15 protein-coding genes are annotated in these 13,796 nt (G+C 58.1%); 11 read left to right on the top strand and 4 right to left on the bottom strand.

What is annotated here, in order from left to right; translation table 11 throughout:
• Positions 1-4: 4 nt before the first annotated feature.
• Entirely contained in the window at positions 5-781 is a 777-nt protein-coding gene (locus AXW11_RS06210; RefSeq protein WP_075195463.1) for a CoA-transferase subunit beta, read from the bottom strand.
• Entirely contained in the window at positions 781-1,596 is an 816-nt protein-coding gene (locus AXW11_RS06205) for a CoA transferase subunit A (protein WP_075195462.1), read from the bottom strand. Before AXW11_RS06205 ends, AXW11_RS06210 begins: the two co-directional genes overlap by 1 nt.
• A gap of 197 nt (positions 1,597-1,793) precedes the next feature.
• On the opposite strand from AXW11_RS06205, the gene AXW11_RS06200 reads away from it, so the two are divergent.
• A complete protein-coding gene (locus tag AXW11_RS06200) occupies positions 1,794-2,573 on the top strand; it encodes an IclR family transcriptional regulator domain-containing protein (protein WP_075195461.1) in 780 nt (259 codons plus the stop codon).
• Between the two features lie 2 nt (positions 2,574-2,575).
• Here the strand turns inward: AXW11_RS06200 and AXW11_RS06195 are convergent, their stop codons facing one another.
• Positions 2,576-3,478 carry a LysR family transcriptional regulator gene (locus tag AXW11_RS06195; RefSeq protein ID WP_075195460.1) on the bottom strand — a complete coding sequence of 301 codons (903 nt, stop codon included), beginning with the start codon at positions 3,476-3,478 and terminating at the stop codon, positions 2,576-2,578.
• 106 nt (positions 3,479-3,584) lie between these two features.
• Between AXW11_RS06195 and AXW11_RS06190 the strand changes: the two genes are divergently transcribed.
• The 10 genes from AXW11_RS06190 (at position 3,585) to AXW11_RS06145 (ending at position 13,056) form a co-directional block, all read left to right on the top strand.
• Positions 3,585-4,706, top strand: coding sequence for a muconate/chloromuconate family cycloisomerase (locus AXW11_RS06190; RefSeq protein ID WP_075195459.1), 1,122 nt, complete (start codon positions 3,585-3,587; stop codon positions 4,704-4,706).
• A gap of 48 nt (positions 4,707-4,754) precedes the next feature.
• Complete coding sequence (catC, locus tag AXW11_RS06185; RefSeq protein WP_075195458.1) at positions 4,755-5,045, top strand: muconolactone Delta-isomerase; 291 nt, start codon at positions 4,755-4,757, stop codon at positions 5,043-5,045.
• 113 nt (positions 5,046-5,158) lie between these two features.
• On the top strand, positions 5,159-6,100 hold the full coding sequence (catA, locus tag AXW11_RS06180) for a catechol 1,2-dioxygenase (protein WP_075195457.1): 942 nt from the start codon (positions 5,159-5,161) through the stop codon (positions 6,098-6,100).
• A 32-nt stretch (positions 6,101-6,132) separates the two neighbouring features.
• The gene (locus AXW11_RS06175) at positions 6,133-7,524 is read left to right on the top strand and encodes a Rieske 2Fe-2S domain-containing protein (RefSeq protein WP_075195456.1); all 1,392 of its coding nucleotides are present in this window, start codon (positions 6,133-6,135) and stop codon (positions 7,522-7,524) included.
• A complete protein-coding gene (benB, locus tag AXW11_RS06170; RefSeq protein WP_075195455.1) occupies positions 7,521-8,012 on the top strand; it encodes a benzoate 1,2-dioxygenase small subunit in 492 nt (163 codons plus the stop codon). Before AXW11_RS06175 ends, benB begins: the two co-directional genes overlap by 4 nt.
• Before the next feature lie 20 nt (positions 8,013-8,032).
• Complete coding sequence (gene benC / locus AXW11_RS06165; protein WP_075195454.1) at positions 8,033-9,061, top strand: benzoate 1,2-dioxygenase electron transfer component BenC; 1,029 nt, start codon at positions 8,033-8,035, stop codon at positions 9,059-9,061.
• Positions 9,058-9,837, top strand: coding sequence for a benzoate diol dehydrogenase BenD (gene benD, locus AXW11_RS06160; protein WP_075195453.1), 780 nt, complete (start codon positions 9,058-9,060; stop codon positions 9,835-9,837). Before benC ends, benD begins: the two co-directional genes overlap by 4 nt.
• Positions 9,838-9,883: 46 nt before the next feature.
• Positions 9,884-11,236 carry an MFS transporter gene (locus tag AXW11_RS06155; protein ID WP_075195452.1) on the top strand — a complete coding sequence of 451 codons (1,353 nt, stop codon included), beginning with the start codon at positions 9,884-9,886 and terminating at the stop codon, positions 11,234-11,236.
• A gap of 125 nt (positions 11,237-11,361) precedes the next feature.
• The gene (locus AXW11_RS06150; RefSeq protein ID WP_075195451.1) at positions 11,362-12,537 is read left to right on the top strand and encodes a benzoate/H(+) symporter BenE family transporter; all 1,176 of its coding nucleotides are present in this window, start codon (positions 11,362-11,364) and stop codon (positions 12,535-12,537) included.
• Positions 12,538-12,588: 51 nt separating this feature from the next.
• Positions 12,589-13,056 (top strand): acyl-CoA thioesterase, encoded by a 468-nt coding sequence (locus AXW11_RS06145; protein ID WP_075195450.1) that lies wholly within the window; start codon positions 12,589-12,591, stop codon positions 13,054-13,056.
• On the opposite strand, the gene AXW11_RS06140 is transcribed toward AXW11_RS06145, so the two are convergent.
• Positions 13,057-13,740 (bottom strand): type 1 glutamine amidotransferase domain-containing protein, encoded by a 684-nt coding sequence (locus tag AXW11_RS06140; protein ID WP_075195449.1) that lies wholly within the window; start codon positions 13,738-13,740, stop codon positions 13,057-13,059.
• Positions 13,741-13,796 lie beyond the last annotated feature (56 nt).

The raw sequence follows: 13,796 nt of genomic DNA, 5'->3' as shown, positions 1-13,796 counted from the left end.
GTCCTCACTGTTGGCCGGCATGATGCGCGTTGGTGCGCGCTTTCAGGTCACGCAGGATGTCCAGCTCTTTGGCACTGGGTTCCGGCGTTGTTTCCAGCTGTTCCGCAAACCGGATCTCCCAGCCAGTCGCTTCGATCACTTCTTCCCGGGTTACGTTCGGGTGTAAGGATGTGACCACCAGTTCTTTGGTGTCCGGATCGGGCTTGAGAATGCACAGATCGGTAATCACCACCGTGGGGCCGCGACCGATATTAGGGACATTATCCCGTGCGGTGCCGTCACGTCCAAAGCCAACGGTGGTGACGAAGTCCACGTCCTTCACGAAGGTGCGTTTGGAATGCTTCACGGTAATGAACACTTCCTTCGCGTTGGTGGCGATTTCAGGGGCACCGCCACCGCCTGGCAGTCGCACTTTCGGTTCGCGGTAGTCTCCAATCAGGGTGGTGTTGAGGTTGGCGAAACGGTCGATCTGGGCGGTGCCCAGGAAGCCGACACTGATGTGGCCGCCCTGGAGCCAGTAGCGGAACATCTCCGGAACGCCGACGGTGGTCAACGCCGATTCGCACAGTTCGCCATCACCGATGGACAGTGGAAGAACGTCCGGTTTGGTCTGCAGGGTGCCGGATTCGTAAATCAGGGTGACGTCGGGCGCGTGGGTCAGGCGTGCCAGGTTGGCGGCCTCACTGGGCAGGCCGATACCGACGAAACAGGTCATGTCGTTGGTCAGTGCGCGGGCGGCAGTGACGCTCATCATTTCCGAAGAGGTAAATTCAAGGCTCATCACGCAGCTCCTTTTTCAAATACGTTGTCTTTCAGCCAGCTCTGGAAGGTTTCCCGGTCCCGGGCAATGCCGTCCCACTCTTTGTAGAAAGCGTTGTCGCGGTCGTAGTAGCCCAGCGCATAGGACGGGCTGGCGCCTTTCGGGGCCTCGGCAATGGCCGTAACCGCCCAGGACGGCAACACGCAGGCGTTCACCGAAGCGCCCAGATCGTCCACCACTTCTTCAACGGTCACGATGCTGCGCTTGGCGGCCAGAACCACTTCTTTCTGGATACCCACAATGCCTTCTATCAGTACATTGCCTTTGCGGTCGGCCCGCTGGGCATGAATCACAGCAACGTCCGGACGTACCGATGGCACGGCGGCCAGGCGCTCTCCGGTGAACGGGCACTCGATGAATTTGATCTGGTCATTCACCTTTGGCAGATCGCTGCCCACGTAGCCACGGAGCACTGCCAGTGGCAGGCCAGCAGCACCGGCTTCATAGGCGCAGGCCATGGCAGCGTGGCTGTGCTCCAGGATCTCCAGTTTATTCGGCCAGCCTTTCTCGACGGCATCTCGCAGGCGATGCAGTGAGCCCACGCCTGGGTTTCCGCCCCAGGAGAAGATCAGTTTCCGGACGCAACCCGCACCGATCATCTGGTCGTACACCAGATCCGGTGTCATGCGGATGAGCGTCAGGTCGCGCTTTTCCTGGCGGATGATTTCGTGGCCCGCAGCGAAGGGGATCAGGTGTGTAAAGCCTTCCATACAGACCGTGTCGCCGTTGCTGATATAGCGGCTCACGGCTTCCTTGAGAGAGAGAAATTCAGCCATTACAGAATCTCCAGTGCAGTGCATTGTTGAAAAGTTCGATATACGAACATAAGTTTAATATGCGAACATAATGACTCGAAGGTTTTGTCGTCGTCAAGTACAAATTTTCACCAGTTGATAAAAATGCACGGATGTTCGGATAGCGAACGAGCTGTTACCATTCGAACAGGCTGTGTTCAGGCGAGTAAGGAGTAGGAATGGACGATCAGGTTCTCAGGCCCGGAGACCGGGATTATGTAGGCGCACTGGCGTCAGGGTTGGAAGTGTTGCAGGCGTTTGACGCTGAGCATCCACGGATGACCCTGAGCGAGGTGGCGACACGGACGGATATGGACCGGGCCAAGGCGCGGCGTTTCCTGCTCACTCTCCACGCACTGGGATTCGTGAAGCGCAACGGCCGGCAGTTCGAACTGACGCCCCGGGTTTTACAGCTGGGTTATGCTTACCAGGCCTCGAACCAATATCGGGCGGTCATCCAGCAATACCTGGAGGACATCACGGCGGAACTCGGGGAGTCGTCCTCGCTGGCGGTGCTGGATGGTGACGATGTGGTGTACGTGGTGCGCTCTTCGGCCCGACACCGGCTGATGGCGATTACCCTCTCGGTGGGTACACGACTTCCGGCGGCCTATACCTCTATGGGCCGGGTGCTGCTGGCGCAGTTGCCGGAAGCGGAGCTGGAGACGTTTCTTCTTCGCGTGAAGCTCGAGCCCTATACCGCTTCTTCCATTACCAATGCCAATGCCCTGAAGAAAGACATTGCGAAGGTCCGGGAGCAGGGCTATTCGATTGTGGATCAGGAGCTCGACTCAGGCCTTCGTTCCGCTGCGGTGCCGGTGTTTGCCGGCAATGGCGAGCTGCTGGGCGCGATCAATATCAGTACCAATGCGGCGCGGGTGGATATGGAAACACTGGTGGGGGTGTATTTGCCCCGGTTGCAGCAGGCGGCCGAGGCTGTACGGCGAACGACCCGCTGAAATCACGGATACCGGCCCGTCAGCCGGTTTTCCACCAGCTCATCCAGAATCGTGTTCGCCAGCCGCATCACCGCATTGGGGTTTTCTCCCCGTCGCCGTGACGCAATGACCGGTACGCTGATGTTGTCATCTTCCAGAGGCATGTAGTCCACACCTTCCCGGTTCAGCCGTCGGACCTGCTCTGGCACCAGGGTAAACCCCATATCCGAAGCCACCAGTGACAGCGCCGTCTGCAGGTCGTTGACCTGTTGCATCACGTTGATACGCAACCCGCGACGGTGGAAAAGGCCCTGGGTCAGATCGGCGAAGTTCGGGCCCGGGCCGGACGGGAAGGTGATCATCGGCCATTCCGACAGCTCCTTCATGGACGGTGGGTGCCGGGTCAGGGGGTTGCCGGCGGGAATGGCCGCGATAATGGGTTCGTCGAACAACAGTTCCTGATCAACATCCGGGTCTTCGATGCGCACCCGGCCAAAACCGATATCAATCTTCCCCGATTTCAGCGCATCTACCTGCTCCCGTGTTTTCAGTTCGTGCAGGATGATTTCCAGGTTCTTGTTGCGCCGCAGGCGCCGGACCATCAGTGGCAGTTGCCCGTAGAACACGGAGGGTACGAAGCCGATGGAAAAAACGGTTTTGCGGTGTTGGGCGATCCGGCGGGTGTCGCTGACGGTTGCGGCCATCTTGTCGAGAATCTGCCGTGCCTGCTCAAGAAAGTATTCACCGCCGGTCGTTAATACCAGCCCCCGGGGCTTCCGAATGAACAGCGCAACCCCCACTTCTTCTTCCAGCTGTTTGATGGCACGGGTCAGAGGTGGCTGGGCGATAAACAGCTTTTCCGCAGCACGAGTGAGGTTCAGTTCCTCTGCCACCGCCACGAAGTAGCGCAAGTGTCTCAGCTCCATCCATACCTCCAGGGTATCGCTTCGTACTTAATCAATATTGGTTCCCATACGTGAAACTTCGTACTGTCCGAATGACAGGCATTTTAACTTGCGATTCGGAGAGCACATGTCCGCCACCATTCAGTCCATTGAAGCCATCCTGGTCGATATCCCGACCATTCGGCCGCACAAACTATCCATGACAACCATGGGGGTTCAGACCATGGTGATCGTGCGGATGAAGGACTCCGATGGCCTGGAAGGTTTGGGTGAAGCCACCACGATTGGCGGCCTGGCCTACGGCCCGGAAAGCCCCGAAAGCGTGAAACTTACCATCGACACGTATTTCAAGCCACTGCTGATCGATCAACCAGCGGATGCCATCAATACTCTTAGAGTAAGGCTAAACCGTGCGACCCGCGGAAACAACCTGGCCAAGTCCGCCATTGAAACCGCGCTGCTGGATCTGCAGGGAAAGCGCCTGAATCGTCCGGTTTCCGATCTGCTCGGCGGCGCTCTGCATCAGCACATTCCGGTGCTCTGGACGTTGGCCAGTGGTGATACCGCCAAAGATATCGATGAGGCGCACAGTCTGATCGCGCAACAACGCCATTGCGATTTCAAGCTGAAAATTGGTTCTCGCGCGGTGATGGATGATGTGCGCCATGTGGCGGCTATCAAAGAAGCCGTGGGGGAGCAGGCCAGTGTGCGTGTTGACGTCAATCAGGCCTGGGATGAAGCCACGGCAGCCAAGGGTATGGCTGAGTTGCAAGCCGCGGGCATTGATCTGGTGGAGCAGCCGACTCCGATGAAGGATTTCGGAGCCCTGGTACGACTGTCCGAAAAATTCCATATCCCGATTCTGGCCGATGAATCCGTAGCCGACGCCAAGGATCTGTTTGCCCTGGCGGCCGGAGGATTCGCCGGTGCGGTGGCCATGAAAATTGCCAAGGCAGGCGGTCCGATCCGAGCGTTGGAACAGGCGACGGTTGCCCAGTCTGCGGGGCTTGGACTGTACGGCGGCACCCTGCTGGAAGGCACCATCGGTACCGCCGCGTCCCTGCACGCCTGGTCCACGCTGGAAACCCTTCACTGGGGAACAGAGATGTTCGGCCCGCTACTGATGAAAGACGACATCGTGGTGCGCCCGCTGAACTTCCACTCCAACGGCGTGGACCTGCCGCAGGGCCCGGGCCTGGGTGTCGAGATTGATGAAGACAAGCTGGCGGTCTATCGCAGAGACGCATAGGGCGCCGGCCGTAAGTACGCCGCAAGAATGGATAACGGAGGAAAGCACATGCTGTTCAAAGTTGAGATGAAAGTGAACATCCCCCACGACATGCCCGCCGATGTGGTAGCGGACATCAAGGCCCGGGAAAAAGCTTACGCCCAGGACCTGCAGGAAAAGGGCAAATGGCGCCACCTGTGGCGTGTGGCGGGTAGCTACGCCAACGTCAGTATTTTTGATGTGGAGGACAACGCCGAGCTGCAGGACCTGGTCGGCAACCTTCCGCTGTTCCCGTACATGGATATCACCGTTGCGCCCCTGTGCCGTCACCCGTCATCCATTCGCGAGGATGACCGCTAACGGGCGTAATCAGCCAATACCGGCGCCCAATGTTTTCAGGCGCCACACAGAACTTGTTGCCAATTGATTGGGATGTCTGGAGCAACAACAACAAAAGACCGAGGAGACCAACAATGACCGTTAAGACCATGCAATCCGCAGATGTGAAGGAACTGCTGGAGAAAGTAGCCGGCTTCGACAAGGACGGTGGCAATGAGCGTATGAAGAAGATCGTTCATCGCGTCATGCACGATATTTTCCAGATCGTGGAAGATTTCGATGTCACGCCCGAGGAGTTCTGGAGCGCCGTATATTACGTGGGTGAACTGGGCGCAAATGGGGAGGCAGCCCTGCTGGCGCCGGGCCTGGGTATGGACCGTTACCTGGACATTCGCCAGGACGCCGAAGACGAGCAGGCCGGCCTGACCGGCGGTACGCCGCGCACCATCGAAGGCCCGCTGTACGTTGCCGGCGCCCCCATGAGCGAAGGCTTTGATCGCATGGACGACGGCTCCGACAAGGACGCCGAAGCCATCCTGATCAAGGGCCGAATCACCGATGAAAACGGTGAGCCGCTGGCGAACGCGGTCGTGGATATCTGGCACGCGGATACCAAGGGTGCCTACTCCTATTTCGACCAATCGCAGAGCGAGTACAACCTGCGCCGTCGTATCAAAACCGACGCCGAAGGCCGGTACGCCGCCCAGAGCATCATGCCGTCCGGTTACGGTTGCCCGCCGGAAGGCTCCACTCAGCAGTTGCTGAATCATCTGGGCCGTCACGGTCAACGCCCCGCGCACATTCATTATTTTGTGTCGAAGCCGGGTTACAAGCACCTGACGACGCAGATCAACATTGCCGGTGACGAGTACACCTACGACGACTTTGCATTTGCCACCCGCGAAGAACTGGTGGTTGCCGCCAATCGTGTTGAGCAGTCGGAAACAGGTGCACAGCATGGCGTGAACGGACCGATTACCGAGGTTGAGTTCAACGTCACTCTGGTTGCGACAGACAAGCCCGAGCTCCAGGAACGCCACGCACGCCGTCGCGCCCTGGAAACCGACGTTGCCTAAGCGCCACCCAAGAACAAGACGGAGTGAACGACATGACTAGCAAACTCGACAAGCTTGCAGACAAAGTACGCGACGCGGTGATCGCGGATCCGGAAACCGGCCGTTATCAGTGTGATCGGGGTATCTTCACCGACCAGGAACTGTTTGACCTGGAGATGAAGTACATCTTTGAAGGCAACTGGGTGTACCTCGCCCATGAAAGCCAGATTCCGGAGCCGGGCGATTACTTCACCGTGACCGTGGGTCGCCAGCCGGTAGTAATCACCCGCACCAAGGATGGCGAGCTCAAAGCCATACTGAACACCTGCTCGCACCGTGGCGCCACCCTCTGCCGCAAGAAGCGTGGCAACAAGACCTCCTTTACCTGCCCGTTCCACGGTTGGACCTTCCGGAACGACGGCCAGTTGCTGAAGGCGAAAGACCAGAAGAAGGGCGGTTACCCGGAGCAGTTCAATACCGACGGCTCCCACGATCTGAAGCAGATGCCGAAGTTCGGCAATTACCGTGGCTTCCTGTTTGGCAGCCTCAATGCCGATGTGCTTCCGCTCGAGGAACATCTGGGTGAAACCACCAAGATCATCGACAACATCGTGGATCAGTCGGAAGACGGCCTGGAAATTCTGCGGGGCAGTTCGACCTACACCTATGAAGGTAACTGGAAGCTGACCGCCGAAAACGGTGCGGACGGCTACCACGTGGGCACCGTCCACTGGAACTACCTCTCCACCATGGGGCAGCGTAATTACGACAAGGGCGGCACCGAAGCGGTGGATGCCAAGAGCTGGTCTGCCGAGGGTGGTTTCTACTCCTTCGAGAACGGCCACATGATGTTGTGGACCCGCTTGCTGAACCCGGAAGTGCGTCCGATCTTCAGCCAGCTGGAACGTCTGGAGAAAACCTACGGCGAAGCTCGCGCCGATTCCATCGTTCGTACCACCAAAAATCTGTGCCTGTACCCGAACGTCTACCTGATGGACCAGTTCTCGACTCAGATCCGTGTGACCCGGCCGATCGATGTCAACAAGACGGAAGTCACCATTTACGCCTTTGGCCCGAAGAATGAGCCGGCAGAGCTGCGCGCCAAGCGCATCCGTCAGTACGAGGACTTCTTCAACGTGACCGGTATGGGCACTCCGGACGATCTGGAAGAATTCCGTGCCTGCCAGAACGGTTACGAAGCCCAGGACATGCGTTGGAACGATATGAGCCGCGGTGCCGCTCACTGGATCGACGGCCCGGATGAGCACGCCGACCAGATCGACATGAAGCCGACCATGAGCGGCGCCCGCCCGGACGACGAAGGCCTGTATGTGAATCACCACAAGCATTGGCAGGTTGAGATGACTCGCGCCATCGAGGCCGAGCGTGCCCGTTTCATTCCTTTGGCTTCGAGTTCAACAGATTCAGAGGAGGCTTCCGCATGAGCCTGAGCTATCACGATATCGAACAGTTCATCATCCGTGAGGCCCGTTTTCTGGACGACCGGGAGTGGGACAAGTGGCTGGAGTGCTACCACGAGGACGTCACCTACTGGATGCCGGCCTGGGACGATGACGATGAGCTGACAGAAGATCCGCAAAGCGAGATCTCGCTCATCTATTACCCCAACAAGGAAGGTCTGGAAGACCGGATCTACCGGATCAAAACCGAGCGTTCCGGCGCCAGTTCCATGCCCGAGCCGCGCACGACCCATTTCACCAGCAATCTGGAGATTCTGTCCCAGAACGAGAGTGAAGTGACATTGCGGTTTAACTGGCTGACCAAGTCCTATCGCTACAAGAAAACAGCGGAATTCTTTGGAACGTCTTTCTACACCCTGGATGTCACCGGCGACCAGCCGCTGATCCGGGAGAAGAGGATGGTCCTGAACAACGATTGCATCAATCAGGTGCTGGACGTTTATCACCTGTAATTGATGGGGAGAGCATCATCATGAGTTATAACATCGCGCTTAACTTTGAAGACGGCGTTACCCGTTTTGTGTCCTGCAACGAAGGCGAGACGGTTCTGGACGCCGCCTACCGTTCGCAGATCAATCTGCCCATGGACTGCTCCGATGGCGTCTGCGGCACCTGCAAGGGTGCCTGTCGTCAGGGCGAGTTCGACATGGGTGATGAATACATTGACGAAGCGCTGTCTGACGAGGAAGCCGAGCAGGGCATGGTGCTGACCTGCCAGATGGTGCCCTCCAGTGATTGTGTGGTGGAAGTGCCTGTCGCTTCCACCATGTGCAAGACCGGCAATGCGGAAGTGGCGGGGACGGTGGCCGAGGTGAACCTGATCTCGCCCACGTCGATCGAGCTGAAAATCACGGCCGATGAAGACATTGCCTTTCTGCCGGGACAGTACGTGAATATTCAGGTTCCGGGCTCCGAAGAGACCCGGGCCTACTCCTTCAGCTCGCCACCTGGCAGCCGTGATCTCAGTTTCCTGATTCGCAACGTGCCGGGCGGGCTGATGAGTTCGTGGCTCGTGGGCGAGGCCCGCACCGGTGACAAGGTGACCCTGACCGGCCCCATGGGCAGCTTCTACCTGCGTCCCGTTGAACGGTCGATACTGATGCTGGCAGGTGGCACCGGCCTGGCGCCCATGCTGGCAAAACTGGAATACCTGAAAGCCAATGGCTGTGATCAGCCAACTCATCTGGTGTATGGCGTCAGTAATGACGATGACCTGGTGTGCCTGGATATTCTGGACCGTTTTGCCGCGGAGCTGGATAACTTCAGCTACGTGACGGTTGTTTCCGGCGAAGAAAGTGACCATCCGCGAAAGGGGTATGTCACTCAGCATATGGACGAAGCGCCGGTGAACGACGGCGACGTGGATGTCTACCTCTGTGGTCCCCCTCCCATGGTGGATTCCGTGCTCGGGTTCTTCCGTGAGAAGGGCATTGAACCGAACTCCTTCCACTACGAGAAGTTCACACCCAGTGCACCGTCGGCCAGGGAGAAGGTCGCATGAAAGACCGCTTCACCGACAAGGTCATGGTGATTACCGGCGCCGCCCAGGGGATTGGCAAGCGCGTGGCCGAACTGGCCGCCGCCGAGGGCGCCAGGCTGCTTCTGGTTGATGTTGCGGATTACGTTCAGGGCGTTGCCGCCGAGTTGCGTGACCAGGGTGCTGATGCCGTGGCTGTCCAGGCCAACCTGGAAACCTGGGACGGTGCTGAAAGCGTTATGGCAGAAGCGCAGAAGCAGTACGGTCGCATCGATGTTTTGATCAACAATGTCGGCGGTACGATCTGGGCGCAGCCGTTTGAACACTACACCCCGGAGCAGATCGAGAAGGAGATCCAGCGTTCACTGTTTACCACGTTGTGGTGCTGCCGGGCGGTTCTGCCTCATATGCTTCAGCAGAAGGGTGGTGTCATCGTGAACGTATCGTCGGTGGCAACGCGCGGGCTGATGCGTGTGCCCTATGGCGCGGCCAAGGGCGGCGTGAACGCGATGACGGTGAACCTGGCCTATGAATACGCGCCGCACAATATTCGGGTAAATGCCGCCGCCCCCGGAGGCACAGAAGCGCCCCCGCGCCTGACGCCGCGCAATGCAAAAGAGCAGAGTGAGCAGGAGAAGGCCTGGTATCAGACGCTGATTGACCAGACCACGGAAAACAGCTTCATGAATCGTTATGGAACCCTGGACGAACAGGCCGAACCTATCCTGTTCCTGGCATCGGATGCGTCTTCCTATATGACCGGTACCGTGCTGCCTGTGGCAGGTGGTGACCTGGGATAACCCATTACACAGCTCCGCACAAGAACAAGAGCGGAAGTGAGAGATCATGAGAAACATCGACGTAAACGACGTTATTGATAACGCCACATTCAACAAATTCCACTGGAAAGTCCTTTTCTGGTGCACTCTGATTATTGTCTTCGACGGCTATGATCTGGTGATCTACGGGGTGGTGCTTCCCATCCTGATGGACCAGTGGGACCTGAACCCATACGTAGCCGGTTTGCTCGGCAGCAGCGCTCTGTTTGGCATGATGTTCGGGGCCATGGGGTTCGGCATGCTGTCGGACCGGCTCGGGCGCAAGAAAGTCATCATCACCTGTGTGGTGCTGTTCAGTGTGACCACGGTTATTAACGGTTTTGCCACCACGCCCTGGCAGTTCGGTATCCTGCGATTTATTGCCGGCCTCGGTATTGGCGGTGTTATGCCGAATGTGGTGTCCCTGATGAGTGAATACTCACCCAAGAAGAGTCGCAGCACTCTGGTGGCGCTGATGTTCAGTGGCTATGCGGTAGGCGGCATGATGTCTGCCGGCCTGGGCATCTGGATCGTGCCCAACTACGGGTGGGAAATCATGTTCTATCTGGCGGTGGTGCCGATGCTGATGCTGCCGTTCATGCTGAAATTCCTGCCGGAATCGGTGGCCTTCCTGATGGCACAGAAACGCGAGGGTGAAGCCCGCGATATCCTGACCCAGGTAGCTCCGCTCAAGCACATCAACGAACAGGACGTGTTGACGGTGCCGCCAACCACCGACAGCAAGGCCCCGGTGCTCGAGCTGTTTCGCGATGGGCGGGCAATGAGCACGATGATGTTTTGGGTGGCGTTCTTCTGCTGTCTGCTGATGGTGTACGCGCTGGGTTCCTGGTTGCCGAAGCTGATGTCCAATGCCGGTTATGCTCTGAGCTCCAGCCTGATGTTCCTGATGGTATTGAACGTCGGGGCGATCATAGGTGCCGTCGGCGGTGGCTGGTTGGCCGACCGACTGTCGCTGCGCTCGGTGCTGGTGTCTTTCTTTATTCTGGGCTCCGGGTCACTGGTGCTGTTGGGGTACGAAAGCCCGATGTGGTTCCTGTATATCCTGGTGGGCATTGCCGGTGCGACAACCATCGGCTCCCAGATCCTGCTTTACGCCTATGTTGCCCAGTACTACCCGACCAGTATCCGTTCCACCGGGCTGGGCTGGGCATCCGGCATTGGTCGCAATGGTGCTATTGTCGGGCCACTGTTAGGTGGCGCGCTGCTGGCCATGGCGCTGCCGCACCAGATGAACTTCCTCGCATTGGCGGTGCCGGGTGCCATTGCCACGGTGGCCATTGCTCTGGTCGGTAGTCGTGGATTTGGCTTCCGGCGTGAGCCGGTGGCTCCGAGCGACGGTATGGCTGTTAGCGGTAGCTAAAGCGTTGGAGTGTTGATGTGACCCCAGGGTAGACAGTCAGTCTGACCCTCCTTGGCCCCGGCGTGTAAGCGCCTGGGGCCCTTTTTCGTTAAGCAGAATCATAAAACCAACAATGGATTGCGCTTATGTCGAGATTTCTGAAAGACCTTTCTCTGCCGGCCATTGTGGCCGGGTTTCTGGCCGTTCTGGTGTCCTACTCCGGTCCGCTGGCCATTCTCTTCCAGGCCGGAGCAAGTGCTGGTATTTCCGACCAGATGATGACGTCCTGGGTCTGGGCAATCTCCATGGGGGCGGCGATCTCCGGCATCATTCTGTCGATCTGGCTCAAGGCGCCGGTCGTCACTGCCTGGTCGGCGCCCGGCACCGCGTTGTTGGTGGCGCTGTTTCCGGAACTGTCGCTGAACGAGGCCGTAGGCGCCTATATTACGGCGGCGGTCATCATTTTTATCATTGGTGTCTCAGGCACCTTTGACACGTTCGTTCGTGCCATTCCCAAGGGCATTGCGGCGGGCATGATGGCTGGCATCCTGTTCCAGTTCGGCGTGGGGGCGTTTACCGCGATTGAAACAACCCCGGCGCTGGCGATTGGCATGCTGCTTTCCTACGTGGTGTTCCGTCGTCTGTTTCCCAAGTACACCCTGGTTTTGCTGTTGATTGCCGGTGTGATTCTGGCGGTGGTATTGGAAGGGGCATCACTGTCTGGCGTGCGCTGGAGTATTGCAGTCCCACAGTTCATTGAGCCGGAGTGGAACCTGGGATCAACGTTGAGCCTGGCGATTCCGCTGGTACTGGTAAGCCTGACCGGGCAATTCCTCCCAGGCATGGCAATCTTGCAGGGGGCAGGGTACTCCGTCAGGGCCAAACCGATCATCGGGGTGACCAGCCTGGTATCGCTGCCGATGGCGTTCTTTGGCGGTATCACCACGGTGGTGGCGGCAATCACCGCCGCCATCTGCACGGGTAAGGATGCCCACGAAGACCCCTCCCGTCGATACGTTGCCGGTGTGTTTAACGGCGTGTTCTATCTGGTGGGTGGCCTGTTTGCCGGTACCATCGTCAGTCTGTTCACCTCACTGCCTGCGGCCTTTGTTGCGGTACTTGCGGGGCTGGCGTTGCTGGGGGCTATTGCGGGCAACCTGTTTTCCGCGCTGGAAGATGCCAGCCATCGTGAAGCGTCATTGATCACCTTTATTGTGACGGCCTCTGGCATGTCGGTGTTCGGGCTGTCGTCTGCGTTCTGGGGTGTTGTGATCGGCTATGGTTGCTACCTGGTGCTGAATGGCAGTACCGGCAGAAAATGATTTCTGGATGGGGTAGGCTGGGGGCTTCTCGGGTTTTGGGGCTGAGTGACCATGACTGAATCGACCGACCTGCCATTCCGGTTTCGGTTTCGCGTCCGCTACGGTGAATGCGATGCCCAGAGTGTGGTGTTCAATGCACGCTACGCGGATTACGTGGACATTTCCGTTAATGAATATATCCGCGTTCTGTTCGGGGATTACCAGAATCTGCTGGATCAGGATCTGGACATTCAGGTAGTGAGTCTCACCGTGAACTATCGGGCACCGGCGCGATTTGATGATGTGTTGGAAGCCAGGATACGAGCTGGCCGGATTGGTAACACCTCATTCACAGTGCACCTTGAATTCTATCGGTACGGAGATGGATTGCTGGTGGCAGAGGCTGATATCACCTACGTGTTGATCCAGCCGTCGACAATGACGAAGACGCCAGTGCCAGACGCAATCCGGAAAACGCTGGAGGAAGGCGCTCCCGGCGTGTTGATCAGTCACGCCGGGGAGCAGGTTCAGGATCGTTGATCAGCCCTGCTGCAAGGCCTGCATCACCGCCTTGGCGGTGCCTTCCGAGGAGGGCGGGTTTTGCCCGGTAATCAGCTTGCCGTCCACCACGATGTGCGGCGTGAAGTCATCCCCGCAGGTGTAGGTGGCGGTTTTCTCCTTCAGCATGTCTTCCAGCAGGAATGGCACCACGTTGGTCAGGCCAACGGTCTCTTCCTCACTGTTGCTGAAACCGGTCACGTTGCGACCGCCGACCAGGTTCTGCCCTGGCTTGATCTCGACGTCTCTGAAGACCGCCGGGGCATGGCATACGGCGCCAATGACCTTGTCCTGTTCGTAGGCTGCCTTGATCAGAGCGACGGACTTGTCATCGTTGACCAGGTCCCACAATGGGCCATGGCCTCCGGGGTAAAACAGGGCGTCGTAGTCGTTCATATCCACATCCGCCAGTTTCTTCGTGCTGGCGAGCGCTTCCTTGGCATGGGCGTCCTGCTGGAAACGATGGGTGGTTTCCGTCAGTGCATCCTCAGTTTCACTGTTGGGGTCGACGGGTGGCTGCCCACCCTTGGGAGAGGCAATGGTGATGTCTGCGCCGGCATCCCTGAAAACGTAATAGGGGGCGGTGAACTCTTCCAGCCAAAAACCGGTCTTGTGGCCGGTATCTCCCATCTGATCGTGCGAGGTGAGAACCATCAGTACTTTCATGTAACCTGTCCTTTTTGATCAAGGGATGTATTCTGACAACTGCCTTATAACCTTCT

The sequence above is a fragment of the Marinobacter sp. Hex_13 genome (assembly GCF_001566815.1).
Lineage (GTDB): Bacteria > Pseudomonadota > Gammaproteobacteria > Pseudomonadales > Oleiphilaceae > Marinobacter > Marinobacter salarius.
Note: the sequence above shows the minus strand (reverse complement) of the source record. Positions and strands in the feature narration are given on the sequence as shown.

What these genes read in the sequence shown, in the direction of transcription:
- AXW11_RS06210 (WP_075195463.1), bottom strand. Translation starts at nt 781, where the DNA reads ATGAGCCTTGAATTTACCTCTTCGGAAATGATGAGCGTCACTGCCGCC.
- AXW11_RS06205 (WP_075195462.1), bottom strand. Translation starts at nt 1,596, where the DNA reads ATGGCTGAATTTCTCTCTCTCAAGGAAGCCGTGAGCCGCTATATCAGC.
- AXW11_RS06200 (WP_075195461.1), top strand. Translation starts at nt 1,794, where the DNA reads ATGGACGATCAGGTTCTCAGGCCCGGAGACCGGGATTATGTAGGCGCA.
- AXW11_RS06195 (WP_075195460.1), bottom strand. Translation starts at nt 3,478, where the DNA reads ATGGAGCTGAGACACTTGCGCTACTTCGTGGCGGTGGCAGAGGAACTG.
- AXW11_RS06190 (WP_075195459.1), top strand. Translation starts at nt 3,585, where the DNA reads ATGTCCGCCACCATTCAGTCCATTGAAGCCATCCTGGTCGATATCCCG.
- catC (WP_075195458.1), top strand. Translation starts at nt 4,755, where the DNA reads ATGCTGTTCAAAGTTGAGATGAAAGTGAACATCCCCCACGACATGCCC.
- catA (WP_075195457.1), top strand. Translation starts at nt 5,159, where the DNA reads ATGACCGTTAAGACCATGCAATCCGCAGATGTGAAGGAACTGCTGGAG.
- AXW11_RS06175 (WP_075195456.1), top strand. Translation starts at nt 6,133, where the DNA reads ATGACTAGCAAACTCGACAAGCTTGCAGACAAAGTACGCGACGCGGTG.
- benB (WP_075195455.1), top strand. Translation starts at nt 7,521, where the DNA reads ATGAGCCTGAGCTATCACGATATCGAACAGTTCATCATCCGTGAGGCC.
- benC (WP_075195454.1), top strand. Translation starts at nt 8,033, where the DNA reads ATGAGTTATAACATCGCGCTTAACTTTGAAGACGGCGTTACCCGTTTT.
- benD (WP_075195453.1), top strand. Translation starts at nt 9,058, where the DNA reads ATGAAAGACCGCTTCACCGACAAGGTCATGGTGATTACCGGCGCCGCC.
- AXW11_RS06155 (WP_075195452.1), top strand. Translation starts at nt 9,884, where the DNA reads ATGAGAAACATCGACGTAAACGACGTTATTGATAACGCCACATTCAAC.
- AXW11_RS06150 (WP_075195451.1), top strand. Translation starts at nt 11,362, where the DNA reads ATGTCGAGATTTCTGAAAGACCTTTCTCTGCCGGCCATTGTGGCCGGG.
- AXW11_RS06145 (WP_075195450.1), top strand. Translation starts at nt 12,589, where the DNA reads ATGACTGAATCGACCGACCTGCCATTCCGGTTTCGGTTTCGCGTCCGC.
- AXW11_RS06140 (WP_075195449.1), bottom strand. Translation starts at nt 13,740, where the DNA reads ATGAAAGTACTGATGGTTCTCACCTCGCACGATCAGATGGGAGATACC.